Below are 14,183 nucleotides of genomic sequence, written 5' to 3'. Positions count from 1 at the left end.
TGTCAGGCGCGGGGCGGAATTGCAGGCACCTTGCCCGCGTCCTTTTCCTGCTTGAAGGTCTCGTCGAGCTTCTTGAGGAAGTCGGCGGACGAGGTCTTCTTGAGCCAAACCTCTTCCATGCCGCTGACCAGATAGGTGTCGGTCGCAGGTGGCAGGAAAGTCCACGTCGTATAGCCATACTTGCCGGCACCGACGGAGGCGGACAGCTCCTTCATGGCTTCGGTGTAGAGCGGCAGCACATTGTCCGACAGCTTCACCTTGGAGAGATCCGCAAGCGGCAGGTTCCATTCGCCTTGCCAGACCGAGTTCATCTTGCTGTAGAAATCGTCCTGGAACATGTAGTCGAGCACGGCAGCAGCACCGTCCGGGTTTTCCGACTTGGCATTTACCGAAAGTGTCGAGCCGATGCCGAGCGGAAAGATCGGATCGCCGGATACGCTGGGAAAGCCGACAAAGCCCGGCTCGGCATTGTTGTCGGGGAAATAGGGCTTGACGTTGGTGAAGCTCCAGGTGCCCGTAGGCGCCATACCCGCCTGGCCGGTGGCAATTTGCGCGAAGGACTGCTCGAGGGTGAGCGAGAAGTAATTTTCGCCGAAATAGCTCTTGTCCCACCACTCGGCCAGCTTGTCGATTGCCGCGACGAAAGCCGGATCGGTCCATTGAATGGCTCCGGTCAATGCCTTGTGGACGTTTTCCGGTCCAGCGACCGAGTTGATGGCAATCGAGACATGCCACTCGTTCGCCGGACGCCAATCGGCATTGCCGGCGCCGAACGGCACCATGCCCTTGCCCTTCATTTCGTCGGCAAGCGCTTCGAGTTCCGCTATCGTCGTCGGTGCTTTCCAATTGTTCTTTGCAAACAGCGTCTTGTTGTAGAAAAGGCCGAGCGTCTCATAGGTCTTGGCGAGCGCATAGAGCTTGCCCTCGTAGCGGCCGAGATCGAGGAACAGCGGCAGCAGCCGCTCGTTCCAGCCGTATTTCTTGGCATAGTCGTCGAGTGGCAGGAGTTGTCCGGCCTGCGCCATGGCGGCGACATAGCTCGGGCCTGCGGTGAAGACGACGTCGGGTCCGGTGCTCGAAAGCATGGCGACACGAAGCTGCTTGTCGAGGTCCGAGCCGCGGAAGTCGATGCTCAGGAGCTCTTCCGGATGGGCTGCGTTGAATGCATCCACCAGCAGGTTCTTGAGATTGTCCTGGTTCTCCGGTGACGCCGATTCATACCAGAACGTCACCGGCTTCTGGTCAGCAGCGAAAGCGAAGCGCGGCAGGAGCGGCAGGCTTGCCAGACCAAGTCCGGCTTTCAGAATTGTACGGCGTTGCATGGTTTCTTCCTCCCAGGTTTCATCAATCGGCCCGTATCTAGATGGCTCGTGTCGAGCCTCGTTGGATAAGTTCAAAGGGCATTTCTAGCGCTGTCCCCGCACCGGTCTTTGTGCCGCGCAGCCGCTCCATCAGCGTCTGTGCCGCGCGCGCTCCCATTTGCCATTGAAACTGTGCGACCGTGGTCAGCGGCGGCGTGACCAGCTTCGCCGCAGGAATGTCATCGAAGCCGACGACGGCGATTCCCTTGGGTATCTCGATGTCGCGCTCGCGCAGCGCCTGCATGACGCCGACGGCCATCAGGTCATTGGCGGCGAATATTGCCGTCGGCTGAAACGTGCTTGCGAGTATGGCTTCGGCGGCGCGCGTGCCGCCGATCTCCGAGAATTCTTCGTCGATGATCACATGCTCCGGATATCCCGCCTTGGCGAGGGCCGAGCGATAGCCGTCGATGCGCGTGGCCTGGGGGCCGCCGCGGCCGGCTACCATGGCGATGCGTTTGTGGCCCTGGCCGATCAGGTGGTCGGTGACCGCAAGCGCCGCGGCCCGGCTGTCGACATAGATGTCGTCGACGACGATTTCGCCGCCGCGCTTCTTGGAAGACTCGATCCGTACTACTGGAACCCCTGCTTCGACCAGGGGACTGAAATCGTTGGCACGCAAGGTGAAGAAAACGCCGATCACGCCGTCGACGCGACCCTGCCGCGCCCAGTCGAGGAAGTGCCGCTCGCGTTCCGGTGTGCCATCGGTGTTGACTGCGATGACGTCGTAACTCAAGCCGTCCGTCACCGATTGGATGCCGCGGATCAGCGATGGATAGAAAGGATTGGTGATGTCGGGCACGATACAGGCGATGGTCATCGAACGGCTGGTCTTCAACGCCTGCGCAAAGCGATTGGGAACGTAGCCGAGGTCCTTGGCGGCCTTGGTGATGCGGGCCCAGGTATCCGCCGGGATCGAAGGAGCGCTGCCGCCGCCCAGCACCATGGAAACGGTGGCCTGCGAGACCCCCGCCGCCCTTGCCACATCCTTTTGGGTCGCTCTGCCGTTTGCCATCGAAAAACTCAGTGATACGTATTACTGATACGTATCACTATGGAATTTTGATTTCGCTGTCAAGCGCTCAGTGCGGTCAGGCCTCACCTCCGGTTTAATTGGCCAAGGCGCCGGCGAAGCGCTTGAGCCTCTTCGTTTAGTCTCTTCAGCTGATTGGCTGGCTCATGCATCGGACCATTTATTTAGTGCTCGTATGGGCAGTAATATGCTCGTAGCGTGGTCGGAGTTCGATGCTGGTATTTCTGTTGGTATAGCCGCGTGTTGGTATTATCTAAGTATTTGAATTATAATTTATTTTTCAGTAAAATGTGAACGCCTCCGGGCCCACCATATTATTATATATAAATACCTTACGCTTAATTCTTAGAGTTTGAATTGAGCGTTATCGGGTAAGTCCTGAATTTTTGAGTGAAATGGTTTCGGGCCCGTTCGTCAATTTTCTCCGTCTTGTGATGGCACCCTTCCCACGTAGCTCAGCACTCCCGGCTTCGAAAGACCTTGCAACGACGCGTGCGGTAGTCGGCGGCAACGACGTGCAATTGGGTGGGTTTTGACTTCGGCCACAGGCTCGTTGCTTCGTAAGTATGTCGTTCACCGATCCCAATCGGCTGGAGAAGCGTCCAGGCGTTTGGAGATCGAAACGATCCAGGCACGAAGTTCTGGCGCAAATGGTTTTTCTAACGCTGCACGGTCCCAGGCAAGGAAATAAGCGTCGGACAACCTCATACGCTGATTGAACGGCACGATGAGCCGGCCCGCGGCGATATCGTCAGCGGCCATGGACAATTGGGCAAGCACAAACCCCTTTCCATTGATCGCTGCGTCGATCGCGGCGCTCGACAAGGAAAAGGCAACTTCGCCTGACGTCTTTCGATGTGACGCGCCGATCGTGCTCGCCCATTCAGCCCAACTTGGCGGCGATTGATGATCTCGTGCCCATTCTATGCCAAGGAGCGGAAAATCAAGGATATCCGCTGGCTTGCGGACAGGCCGAGTGGCCAGCAATCCCGGTGCGCAAGCAGGCACCACCCAATCCGTGAACAGTGCGGTGTAGTGATCGTAGTCGTGAACCTTGGTGCCATATGAGATCCTGAAATCAACCTGATCCTTGTCGAAACGCGGCTCCTGCTCGGCGCCGACGAGACGCACCGTCGCGCCGGCGTGGCCTATTTGCCAATCCAGAAGCTTTGGCGCGATCCATTTGCTGGCGAGCGAGGGAAGGCAGGAGATGGTCAGCGCACTTTCCGACCGCGCCCGCTCGACGATATGCTGGGCGTCGCGGATCTGGTCGAAACCTGACGAAATGGCCGCATGGTAGGTTCGTCCCCAAGACGTGAGGGCAACGTTCCTGCCACGGCGCTCGAGCAAACTAAGCCCGAGTACATCCTCCGCCTTGCGAATTTGCTGGCTGACCGCGCCGACGGAAACGCCAAGCTCGTTGGCCGCGGCCGTCACGCTGCCGCATCGACCGAAAGCCTCGAAGGCCTGTATCGCGCGCAAGGGGGGCGTTTTCTTCACCTGGGTATGATCCTGGGGTCGGCTTGCTTTAGCATTTCTAAAATAGAACGCAGATGCAAGCCCTATGTCGTCTGCCGCCCGAGAGCTATTCGTTTTGGCGTTCACAAGCTCGGGAGGACGCCATGTTTCTTCGAAACTGTTGGTACGTTGCCGCATGGGACCATGAGGTCACGGACCAGCTGAAGCCCGTTCGAATCCTTGGCGAAGATATTGTCCTCTATCGCCGCACGGATGGTGCTGTGGCCGCGCTTGAAGATGCATGCCCTCACCGCAAGCTGCCGCTGTCCATGGGCCGCATCAAGGGCGACACGGTCGAATGCGGCTATCACGGCCTGACTTTTGACAGCACTGGAACCTGCACGCGTGTGCCCGGTGCTGAAAAGATACCGCATGTTGCATGCGTTCGTTCCTATCCGATTGCCGAACGCTATGGACTGCTCTGGATATGGATGGGTGAAGCGGAAAAGGCGGATCCTGCTCTCATTTTCGAGGTCGATCACTGGGGCGATCCGGCCTGGGGCGTCAATCGCGGCGAGTCCATGTTGCTCGATTGCAATTATCTCTACATGACCGACAACCTGCTCGATCCTTCCCATGTGTCGTGGGTACACCAATCGTCTTTTGGTGGTGTCCAGGCAATGGAGGATGCGCCGCTGGAGACCACCGTGGGTACAGACGGCGTGACCGTGTGGCGCTGGGTGGTCGATGCCGCGCCGGCGCCCTTCTATGCGCCTTTCCTCAAATTCTCCGGCAATTGCGACCGCAAGCAGCACTACGAGGTGCGCTACCCCTCCAACGCCATCATCAAGGCGATCTTCGTGCCGGCACGCACCGGCGGCGAGGGCAAGCCGCTGCACGCGGACGTGTTCCTCATGGACAGCTACAACTTCATGACGCCGGTCGATGAGAACCAGACGAAATATTACTGGTTCCAGATGCGCAATTTCGCCCCCGACGACCAGGAGGTTTCGCGTCAGTTCGCCACCTCCGTGCGCGGCGCCTTTGACGAGGACCGCACCGTGCTCAATGCCGTGCACAAAGGCATGGCCAACAAGCGCACGCCCAATCTCGATCTCAAGATCGATGTCGGACCGCTGCGCTTTCGCCGCAACCTGGCCAAGCTGATCGCCAGCGAGAGCCAGCAATTGGCGGCTGCCGAATGAACGCATTCACCGCCCGCGACACCATCGCAAGAAGCGGGTTTCGCGACCTGAAAGTGGTCGCGAAGGTGCGCGAAAGCGCCATCATCACGTCGTTCCATGTCGAGCCGGTCAATCCACGGGACTGGCGGGGCTTCCAGCCGGGCCAGTTCCTGGTGTTCCGGATTCCGGTAGCGCGGGAGGCAGCCGGCGAAAGCGGATATGTGCTGCGCAACTACAGCGTCTCCTGTTCCCCAGACAGCACTTGCTATCGGATCAGCGTGAAGCGTGAAGCAGCACCCGCGCCGGGGCTGCCCGACGGGGTAAGCTCATGCTTCCTGCATGACCGGATCGAGGTCGGCGATGTGCTTCAGGCGGAAGGGCCGCGCGGCGATTTCGTGCTCGACAAGGGCAGCAACCGTCCAGTCGTGCTGCTCAGCGGCGGTGTCGGGCTGACGCCGATGGTGTCGATGCTGCATGCGCTGGCTTCGATGCCGGATCGCCGAGCCGTCTTCATCCACGCTTGTGAGAACGGGGGTGTGCATGCCTTGCGCGACGAGGTGACCGGCCTGGTCACGACCCGGCCCGGCCTGACCGCGCACTACTGCTACCGGTTCCCGTCCGAGCGCGACAAAGCCGACCAGCGCTTCCACAGCGAAGGCATGATTTCGCGCGAGGTGCTGCAGCGCCTGCTGCCGATCGATGACTATGATTTCTACCTCTGTGGCCCACCGCCGTTCATGCAGGCGATCTACGCCCTGCTTCGCGGGCTTGGCGTACCGAAGCATCGCATTGCCCACGAATTCTTCGGCCCGGCGACGGTGCTTGAGCCCGATGCCGTGCGAGCTCCCGCGGTGCCGGCGCAGCCGGCAAGGATCGAGCCGGCCGGGGAGGCGACAACCGTGGAATTCCGGAAGTCGGGCCTGACGGCCGTCTGGGATGGCTCGGCCGCATCGTTGCTCGACTTCGCCGAGAACCAGGGTCTGTTGCCAGAGTTCAGTTGCCGGGCCGGCATCTGTGGCACATGCAAGTCGCGGCTGATCTTGGGCGAGGTCGCCTATTTCGAGGAACCGCTGGATGAGCTTGGGGCAGGCGAAGTGCTGCTGTGCTGTTCCAAGCCGCGAGGATCAGTCGTCCTGGATATTTGACAAGATTGTGATGCCGCGCATGGGCGCGGGGAAACGGAAGTCGAGATTTGGAACAGTCGGTCAAACCAGCGTCGAGCCTGCCGCTCAATCCGCATATCGCCGCCTTGCCGCCCTACAATGCCGGCATGAACATAGCGATGGCACGGGCGCTGAGTGGCCGCCACGACATCGCGCGGCTGGCCAGCAACGAGAACCCCGATGGGTGTTCTCCTGCCGTCATGGCCGCATTGGCCTCCTCATCCTTCGAGCCATGGCGCTATGCCGATCCGGCCTGCACGGCGCTGCGGGCAGCACTTGGCGAAAAACTGGCGGTCGATCCCCACCTGATCGTTGCCGGCAATGGTTCCGAGGAGATGATCGCCGCCATCTCGCGTGCCGTCCTGGTGCCGGGCGCATCGGTCGTCACGACGGTGCCGAGCTTCGGCCTGCATGAGATAGAGCCGCTCGCGGCCGGTGCCGATGTCGTCAAGATTGCGATGACACCCGAAATGGGGTTCGATATTGCCGCGCTCAAGACGGCGATCGCCGCCCGGCCCCGGATCGTTTTCATATCCTCGCCATGGAACCCGGTCGGGCCGGGTCTCGACCATCCCGGCCTGCAACGGCTGATCGCCGCCGTGCGGCCCGGCACGCTTTTTGTCCTGGACGAGGCCTATTTCGAATTCGCCGATCCCGGCGCGCCCGACGGCATCGAAGTCCTGCGCGACAGCGGTATCGACCATGTGGTGCTGCGGACATTCTCGAAGGCCTATGGCCTGGCGGGACTGCGCGTTGGCTATGCCGTCTGTTCCGGCCTCGAACTGGCAAGGGTGATCGCGGCCGCCAAGACGCCGTTCAACGTCAATGCGGCGGCGCAGACCGCCGCCATCGCGGCACTCGCTGACGAAAGCTGGATGAAGGCGTCGGCGGGCCGCATCAGAGCCGAGCGCGAGCGGACGGCGGCCGCACTTGCCGGCCTCGGCTTCGCGGTTGCCCAATCGCAAACAAACTTTCTGTTCTTCGACTGCAAGGGCGACAGCTCCAGCCTTGCCGCCGGTCTCCTGAAGCAGGGGATCATCGTCAAGGCGTGGCGCGAAGCCGGCTACGAGCACTATCTGCGCGCCACCATCGGCTTGCCGGCTGACAACGATCGGCTGATCGCAGCGCTTCGGGGATTGACGGGGCGATGAGCGGCCTCGCGTCTCCCAGGCAAACGAACTGGATCGAGCAAGCGGTGCCGTTGCCGGTTGTCGACGCGATCCGCGATGTCGTTGGCGCCCCGAATGTCCGCACAGGTGATGATGCCGGGGCGATCGACCTTGGTTCGAACGGGACGGCTCGCGGCGCCGGCATCGTCGTTGCGCCTTCATCGACCGACGAGGTCGCGGCGGTGGTGCGCATCTGCCGCCAGAACGAGATTCCCATCGTGCCGCAAGGCGGGAAGACCGGTCTGGTTGGCGGCAGCGTTTCGCGGCCGGGCGAGATCGTTCTTTCCCTGGTACGCATGAATCGCATCGAGCGGCTCGATCCGCTCGAACGCGTGGCCGTGGTCGGCGCCGGCGTCACCCTCGAAGCGCTGCGGATGGCCGCGCTCGAACACCGGCTGGAACCTGGCATCGACCTTGCCGCGCGCGGCTCGGCGACGATCGGTGGCATGGTGTCCACCAATGCCGGGGGCGTGATGGCCTTTCGCCACGGCGTCATGCGCCACCGCGTGCTTGGCCTCGAGGCCGTGCTGGCCGACGGATCGGTCTATTGCGATCTCACCCGGGTGGTGAAGAATTCCGCCGGCTACGATCTGAAGCATCTCTTCATCGGCGCCGAGGGCACGCTTGGCATCGTCACCCGCGTGGTCGTCAAGCTCGACCCTTCGCCGCGAGCCACGGCCACCGCGCTTTTCGGGCTGCCGTCTGTCGAAGCGGCTCTACAAACCATTCGCCTGGCACTTGAATCGGATGCCGGGCATCTGCGCGCGGCGGAGGCGATGTGGACCTCGTATTTCAGCCTGGCCGCCGCCGCGCATGAATGGTCCGAACCCGGCGTGCCGCTGGACCAGCCGCTGTTCCTGCTGCTGTCGCTTGGCGGCGCGCGCGAAGAGGCGCTGCGCGAGGATTTCGAGCGGATCTATTCGGAAGTGATCGAGCGCTATCCCGAAGCCACCGGCATCATCGCCGGCTCGCAGCGGCAAGAGGACGAGTTGTGGCGGTTGCGCGAGGACACCGGTGTGCTCTATCGCGCCCATCCCAATGCACCTTCCTTCGACGTTTCGGTGCCTCTGTCGGAAATTCCGGCCTATCTCGACAGAATCCTGCCCGGGCTCGCCACGATCGAACCGGGTCTGGCGCCCTATGTCTTCGGGCACCTGGCCGATGGGAACCTGCATATCATCCTCAACCGTCAGGGTCCGCTGGCGCCTGACATGGAAGAGGCTGTCGAGGGCGTCCTGTATCACCAACTGCGGGAGATCGGCGGTTCCTTTTCCGCCGAGCACGGTGTTGGCTCCAAGCGCATCCATTCGCTGCTGGCGACGGCCGACCCGACGAAGCTCGCCGTGATGGAGCGGGTGAAACTCGCGCTGGACGATCAGTCGATCATGAACCCCGACAAGGTGCTTCCCTCTGACGCCTGGTTCGTCCGGTCCTCAAGGCCGCTCCTTTCCGGCAATGAGCGTCGATTGCCACCTCAGAACGCGAGCGATCACAACGATGAATAGCCCCACGGTGGAACGACAGGGAATGAATGGATTGACAGCAACCGCCAGCGGTTCAGTGGGATCGACCATGCGCCATGATGAGCCAGCACCAGCCTACGCCTGTGATTTCGCCATCCTGCGCCAGGGATTTCGCGACGCCGCTGAGCGGGCGGGCGCGGAACTGTCTGAATATGTTCATCCGCTGAACGGTCCGGATGGCGAGACGCTGGCGACCGATGTGGCGCTGCTTGGCCGCCGCGATGCGCGCAAGCTGATCGTGCTCATCTCCGGCACGCATGGTGTCGAGGGCCCGTTCGGCTCGACCTGCCAGACCGCCTGGCTCGGCCAGAAGAACCTGCGGCGCCTGCCCGGCGACACGGCGATCCTTGCCATTCACCTCATCAATCCCTGGGGCACGGCATGGTCGCGGCGCGTCAACGAGGACAATGTCGACCTCAACCGCAACTTCATCGACTGGTCTTCGAGCACTCCGGTCAACAATGGCTATGCGGGCCTGCACGACGCCGTGGCCTATCGAGAATGGGAAGGGCCGGACCGCGTAGCGGCCGACGAGAAGCTCGCGATTGCGCGCAAGCGGCTTGGGCATGCCGGGCTGGCGGCGATCGTCGAGGCCGGCCAGTATGAGTTCGCCGACGGCATGTTCTACGGCGGTGGCGGCCCGGTCTGGTCGAACCGCACATTGAACGAAATCCTGAAGACCTTTGCTGGCGCGGCACGCCAGGTCATCGTCTTCGACCTGCACACCGGAGCAGGGCCATACGGATATCCGGCTCTGCTTTCGGTAGCGAGTTCCGAGCATGCCGGCCTTGCCTGGGGCAAATCCATCTTCGGGCCGGCGCTGGCAACAGTGCTGACCGGCCCGGGCGCCCGGACCGGCACCGGCATCGCGGCGACGGCGACCGGCTACGTCTCCGACGCTGTACGCAAGGCAATGCCGAATGCGCGCGTGCTGCCGCTTGTCGTCGAATGTGGCACGCTGGACGGGCCTGCCGTCATGGAGGCTGTGCAGGCAGACAACTGGCTGCACCTTTTCGGCAAGATCGAATCGCCGCTGGGCAAGCGGATCCGGGACACGCTGCGCGCTGCCTTCCTTCCGGATGACCCGGACTGGCAACGCACCTGCCTGTCCAGCAGCCTGCGCTATTTCGACCGTGCGCTGGCGGATCTAGCGACTGTCGAGGTAGCCCAGGACGCGGCCATCGGCAGCGAACAGACGCGGCCAACCGATCCCGCCGTGGTGGCGAATCCGGCGCCCGCTGAAGAGGCGAAGATCGCCACGCCAGCCGTGCAGATCGACGAGCTTCACAAGAGCTTCGCCTCGCTGCCGGTGTTGAAGGGCGTCAACCTCACCGCCCATGCCGGCGAAGTCATTTCCATGATCGGCTCGTCGGGCTCGGGCAAGAGCACGTTCCTGCGCTGCATCAATCTTCTGGAACAGCCGGATGGCGGCAAGGTCGCCATCGACGGTGAGGTCATCAAGATGAAGCCGCTGTCGAACGGCCGGCTTGGGCCAGCCGATATGGCGCAGGTCGAACGCATCCGTGCCCGCGTCGGCATGGTTTTCCAGAACTTCAATCTGTGGCCGCACATGACGGTGGTGGAGAACATCGTCGAGGCGCCCCGGCATGTGTTGAAGGAGCCTCGCGACAAGGCCGTCGAACATGCGCACGCCTTGTTGAAGAAGGTCGGGCTCGCCGACAAGCACGCCCACTATCCGGGCCAGTTGTCAGGCGGCCAACAGCAACGCGCCGCGATCGCCCGCACGCTGGCGATGCGTCCCAAAGTCATCCTCTTCGACGAACCGACATCAGCGCTCGATCCCGAACTGGTCGGCGAGGTGCTGCGGGTGATCCGTCAACTGGCGGAGGAAGGCAACACCATGATCCTCGTGACGCATGAGATGCAGTTCGCGCGCGAGGTCTCCCACAAGGTTCTGTTTCTCCACCAGGGAAAGGTGGAGGAAGAGGGTGCGCCAGCGGAGCTGTTCGGCAGCCCGCGCTCGGAGCGTCTGCGCCAATTCCTGGCACGGACACTGTGAGGGAAGCTCGCATTCTCGAAGCGTCCGGTTCGTACCGGACATCAACAATGAAGACCAACAACAAGGGGAACTGATATGAAATTGAAAGTCTTGACGCTGCTCGCATGTCTCGCGGGAAGCATGGGAAGCGCATTGGCGGCCGAAGGCGAGTTGTCCATCGGAACGGAAGGCGCCTACCCGCCATGGAGCATGTCCGACGCCAATGGCAACGTCACCGGTTTCGACGCCGATGTCGGTGCGTTGCTCTGCACCAAACTCGCAGTGACGTGCCATTTCGTCGTGCAGGCCTTCGATGGCCTCATTCCGGCACTTAAGGCAAAGCGCTTCGACGTCATCATCTCGGGCATGTCGATCACCGCTGACCGCAAGAAGGAGATCAATTTCAGCGTCGGATACGCCGAACTGGCCAACATGTTCATCGCTGCGAAGGGGTCGGATCTCGCCGGCATCACCGACGTCGACACGCTGCTGAAATCGCTCGACGGCAAGAAGATCGGCGTGCAGGCCGGCACCACCCACGCGCATTTCCTCGAGAAGCGTGCGCCGAATGCCGACCTGAAAACCTACGACACGCTCGACCAAATGCAGATCGACCTTGCGAGCGGCCGCATCGACACTGCTTTCGCGGATCAATCCGCATTGCAGGACTTCCTGGACAAGCCGGATGGCAAGAACTTCCAGCTGGTCGGCGTCAAGATCCAGAGCACGTTCGATCCGACGCTTGGCGAGGGAATCGGCGTTGGCATCGCGCAGGAGAACACTGAGCTCAAGGCCAAGATCGACAAGGCGCTTTGCGAGCTGATCGCTGACGGCTCGATCGGCAAGGCCAGCCAGAAATGGTTCAAATCGGACATTTCCCGGCCCTGCAACTAACGGCGTTCAAAACCACATCGCATGCGCCTGGCCAAGCCAGGCGCATGCGAAAGTCGGGTTTTCCGCTTGTCTGACAACACCGGCTTCAGGGGCTGCAATCGCAGCCGGTTGTCTCGTTGGCGCACCAGATCTAGGGCAACTCAGATGGAATTCGGCCTCTGGCAGGTTTGGGAAGGTGGTTGGGTGACCGCTATTCTGCGGGGCGCTGCCGTGACGATCGCGGTAGGCTTGTCCAGTATGGTTGCCGGGCTGCTGATTGGCGTCGTCTGTGGTCTGATCAAATGGGCCAGGATATTCCCGCTCTCGCTCCTGGTGGACGGATATACTTCCGTGGTTCGGGGTGTGCCCGAACTGCTCGTTATCTACCTTCTGTTTTTCAGTTCGGTTGAATTCGTGACGAAGGTCATCACTGCTTTCGGCTATGCCGGGCTGGCGGAGAGCGGTTATGCGTTCGTCATAGCCGTGATCGCCATTGGCGCGATCTCGGGCGCCTACTCGACCGAGGTGATCCGGGGGGCATTGGCGTCGATCCCCAATGGGCACATCGAGGCCGCGCGAGCCCTTGGCCTGCCAGCCAGTAGGATATTTCGCCGCATCATAGCTCCGCAGATGCTGCGCATCGCGGTTCCGGGCTTAAACAATGTCTGGCAGACCACGATCAAGGACACGGCCCTGGTTTCAGTGGTTGGGCTGCAGGAGCTGATGCGTATTTCCTACATCGGTGCGAACTCCACCCGCCACCCGTTTATCTTTTATCTGATTGCGGCGGTTGTCTATCTGGTCATCACGCTTGTCAGTCAGGCCGGTTTCGATGGGATCGAACGCCTGCTACGGATCCGGGCGAGAAGGTAAGACCATGGAACTCATCCAGCTTGCGGTTCCGGTCCTGCTCAAAGGCCTGTGGGTCACAGCCGCGCTGACACTGGTTTCGGTGCTCATAGGCTTCAATCTCGGCCTGGGATTGGCGCTGATGAGGCTATCGTCAAATGGCTTGTTGGCCGGCTTTGCCAAATATTACAGCAACGTCTTCCGCGGCACCCCGCTCCTGGTACAGATATTCATCTTCTACTACGGCCTCGGCGAGGTCAGCCTCGTCAGGGACAACGCCGTCTTGTGGTGGGTCATCAGAGATGGCTCGCGCTGCGCTGTACTGGCGCTTGCGCTCAACACCGCAGCTTATACGTCCGAGATTTTGCGCGGAGGGTTGATGTCGGTGCCAGTCGGCCTTGTCGAAGCTGCCCAGGCTTGCGGTATGTCGCGCGTTCTGCGCTTTCGCCGCATCGAGTTCCCGCTCGCGATCCGCCAAGCCCTCCCAGCCTATGGAAACGAGCTCATCCTTGTGGTCAAGGGCACGAGCTTGGCCTCCACGATCACCGTGCTGGAAATCACCGGATACGCCAAGCGGCTCATGAGCCAGACCTTCGCGATTTTCGAAATCTTCGCCATTGCCGGATTGCTCTATCTGGTGGTCAATCTGTCGTTGATTGCGATCATCCGCTTGTTGGAGCGTTTTCTCATGCGGCATGAGTCGCAATCCCGCCAGGGATTGAGCGCACCGCGCTCGGACGAATCTGCAGCAGTTTCGTGACGCCGCTCCTCGCGCCGGGCGCCGGCGGTTCTGGTGAACCGCGGACGCGGGACCATGCGAAACGATACGGGAAACTTTTTGATTTCGGCCCACGAAAAGGCTAATGAAATCAACGTTCGCGCCACATCCTCCGGGCTCACCAAATTATTATATATCAGTAGGTTACGCTTAGTTCTTCGAGATTGAATTGAGCGTTATCGAATAAGTTCGCGAATTTTGTACGAATGATTTTGGGCCTCTTGGTCAATTTTCTCCGTCTTGGTGATGGCACCTGTCACACGTAGCTCAAGCTTCCGGATTTCGAAAGGCTCCCCGAAGATGCGTGCGGTGATCGGCGGCAACGACGTGCGAAAAGGCGGGTCTTGACCCGATGCGGACGCTTGATCACTAGGAGCGTATCGTCCGATAAGCTGCCAAAAGCTGTCACCGCCGCGGTAACGATGTCGGACTCCAAGCCCCCAATTCTTCGAGAGGGACCTCCAGCTCGACAGAAATCCGAGTCTACAGCATTTCCCTGGCATCTGAGTTAATATTGCGGCTGAGGGACCCGAATTCAGCCTTGGGAGGGCTGTGTGGACGTTGCCGCTTGGTTGCGAGGCCTCGGCCTCCAGCAATACGAGCAGGCATTTCGCGACAACGCGATCGACGCGGAAGTCCTGCCGGAGCTGACCGACGCCGACCTCGAGAAGCTCGGTATGCTCCTCGGTCATCGCAAGCGATTCCGCAAGGCGGTAGTGGGGCTGGGGCCGTCGTCAAACCATCCCGACGCGAGCACCGATGACATCGCGGCCCAGAGCCGCACCCGGGAGCT

The 14,183-nt window shown here is 61.3% G+C and carries 12 protein-coding genes; 9 read left to right on the top strand and 3 right to left on the bottom strand.

Annotated elements, in window-relative coordinates; all coding sequences use genetic code 11:
- Positions 1-2: 2 nt before the first annotated feature.
- The 3 genes from FCU66_RS12950 to FCU66_RS12940 all read right to left on the bottom strand — a co-directional run bounded on the left by FCU66_RS12950 (position 3) and on the right by FCU66_RS12940 (position 3,894).
- A complete protein-coding gene (locus FCU66_RS12950; RefSeq protein ID WP_136620664.1) occupies positions 3-1,322 on the bottom strand; it encodes an ABC transporter substrate-binding protein in 1,320 nt (439 codons plus the stop codon).
- Positions 1,323-1,359: 37 nt separating this feature from the next.
- Positions 1,360-2,376 carry a LacI family DNA-binding transcriptional regulator gene (locus FCU66_RS12945; RefSeq protein WP_136620663.1) on the bottom strand — a complete coding sequence of 339 codons (1,017 nt, stop codon included), beginning with the start codon at positions 2,374-2,376 and terminating at the stop codon, positions 1,360-1,362.
- A 591-nt stretch (positions 2,377-2,967) separates the two neighbouring features.
- Positions 2,968-3,894 (bottom strand): LysR substrate-binding domain-containing protein, encoded by a 927-nt coding sequence (locus FCU66_RS12940; RefSeq protein WP_136620662.1) that lies wholly within the window; start codon positions 3,892-3,894, stop codon positions 2,968-2,970.
- A gap of 122 nt (positions 3,895-4,016) precedes the next feature.
- Between FCU66_RS12940 and FCU66_RS12935 the strand changes: the two genes are divergently transcribed.
- The 9 genes from FCU66_RS12935 to FCU66_RS12895 form a co-directional block, all read left to right on the top strand.
- Entirely contained in the window at positions 4,017-5,057 is a 1,041-nt protein-coding gene (locus FCU66_RS12935) for an aromatic ring-hydroxylating dioxygenase subunit alpha (protein WP_136620661.1), read from the top strand.
- Positions 5,054-6,181, top strand: a complete 1,128-nt coding sequence (locus FCU66_RS12930; RefSeq protein ID WP_136620660.1) for a 2Fe-2S iron-sulfur cluster-binding protein — start codon at positions 5,054-5,056, stop codon at positions 6,179-6,181. Before FCU66_RS12935 ends, FCU66_RS12930 begins: the two co-directional genes overlap by 4 nt.
- Positions 6,182-6,228: 47 nt before the next feature.
- Positions 6,229-7,350 carry a histidinol-phosphate transaminase gene (hisC, locus tag FCU66_RS12925; protein ID WP_136620659.1) on the top strand — a complete coding sequence of 374 codons (1,122 nt, stop codon included), beginning with the start codon at positions 6,229-6,231 and terminating at the stop codon, positions 7,348-7,350.
- Entirely contained in the window at positions 7,347-8,873 is a 1,527-nt protein-coding gene (locus FCU66_RS12920) for an FAD-binding oxidoreductase (protein WP_136620658.1), read from the top strand. Before hisC ends, FCU66_RS12920 begins: the two co-directional genes overlap by 4 nt.
- 67 nt (positions 8,874-8,940) lie before the next feature.
- Positions 8,941-10,911 carry a DUF2817 domain-containing protein gene (locus tag FCU66_RS42540; RefSeq protein ID WP_168992063.1) on the top strand — a complete coding sequence of 657 codons (1,971 nt, stop codon included), beginning with the start codon at positions 8,941-8,943 and terminating at the stop codon, positions 10,909-10,911.
- Between the two features lie 75 nt (positions 10,912-10,986).
- Positions 10,987-11,784, top strand: coding sequence for a transporter substrate-binding domain-containing protein (locus FCU66_RS12910; protein WP_136620656.1), 798 nt, complete (start codon positions 10,987-10,989; stop codon positions 11,782-11,784).
- A gap of 144 nt (positions 11,785-11,928) precedes the next feature.
- The gene (locus FCU66_RS12905) at positions 11,929-12,636 is read left to right on the top strand and encodes an ABC transporter permease (protein WP_168992059.1); all 708 of its coding nucleotides are present in this window, start codon (positions 11,929-11,931) and stop codon (positions 12,634-12,636) included.
- 4 nt (positions 12,637-12,640) lie between these two features.
- A complete protein-coding gene (locus FCU66_RS12900; RefSeq protein WP_136620654.1) occupies positions 12,641-13,372 on the top strand; it encodes an ABC transporter permease in 732 nt (243 codons plus the stop codon).
- A 572-nt stretch (positions 13,373-13,944) separates the two neighbouring features.
- The coding region (locus FCU66_RS12895) for an SAM domain-containing protein (protein ID WP_136620653.1) at positions 13,945-14,183 on the top strand (239 nt) is incomplete at its 3' end.

This window comes from Mesorhizobium norvegicum (genome assembly GCF_004919685.1).
In the GTDB taxonomy this organism is placed as follows: domain Bacteria; phylum Pseudomonadota; class Alphaproteobacteria; order Rhizobiales; family Rhizobiaceae; genus Mesorhizobium; species Mesorhizobium norvegicum.
Note: the sequence above shows the minus strand (reverse complement) of the source record. Positions and strands in the feature narration are given on the sequence as shown.

Coding starts and splice junctions, on each gene's coding strand:
- FCU66_RS12950 (WP_136620664.1), bottom strand. CDS start 1,322: ATGCAACGCCGTACAATTCTGAAAGCCGGACTTGGTCTGGCAAGCCTG.
- FCU66_RS12945 (WP_136620663.1), bottom strand. CDS start 2,376: ATGGCAAACGGCAGAGCGACCCAAAAGGATGTGGCAAGGGCGGCGGGG.
- FCU66_RS12935 (WP_136620661.1), top strand. CDS start 4,017: ATGTTTCTTCGAAACTGTTGGTACGTTGCCGCATGGGACCATGAGGTC.
- FCU66_RS12930 (WP_136620660.1), top strand. CDS start 5,054: ATGAACGCATTCACCGCCCGCGACACCATCGCAAGAAGCGGGTTTCGC.
- FCU66_RS12920 (WP_136620658.1), top strand. CDS start 7,347: ATGAGCGGCCTCGCGTCTCCCAGGCAAACGAACTGGATCGAGCAAGCG.
- FCU66_RS42540 (WP_168992063.1), top strand. CDS start 8,941: ATGCGCCATGATGAGCCAGCACCAGCCTACGCCTGTGATTTCGCCATC.
- FCU66_RS12910 (WP_136620656.1), top strand. CDS start 10,987: ATGAAATTGAAAGTCTTGACGCTGCTCGCATGTCTCGCGGGAAGCATG.
- FCU66_RS12905 (WP_168992059.1), top strand. CDS start 11,929: ATGGAATTCGGCCTCTGGCAGGTTTGGGAAGGTGGTTGGGTGACCGCT.
- FCU66_RS12900 (WP_136620654.1), top strand. CDS start 12,641: ATGGAACTCATCCAGCTTGCGGTTCCGGTCCTGCTCAAAGGCCTGTGG.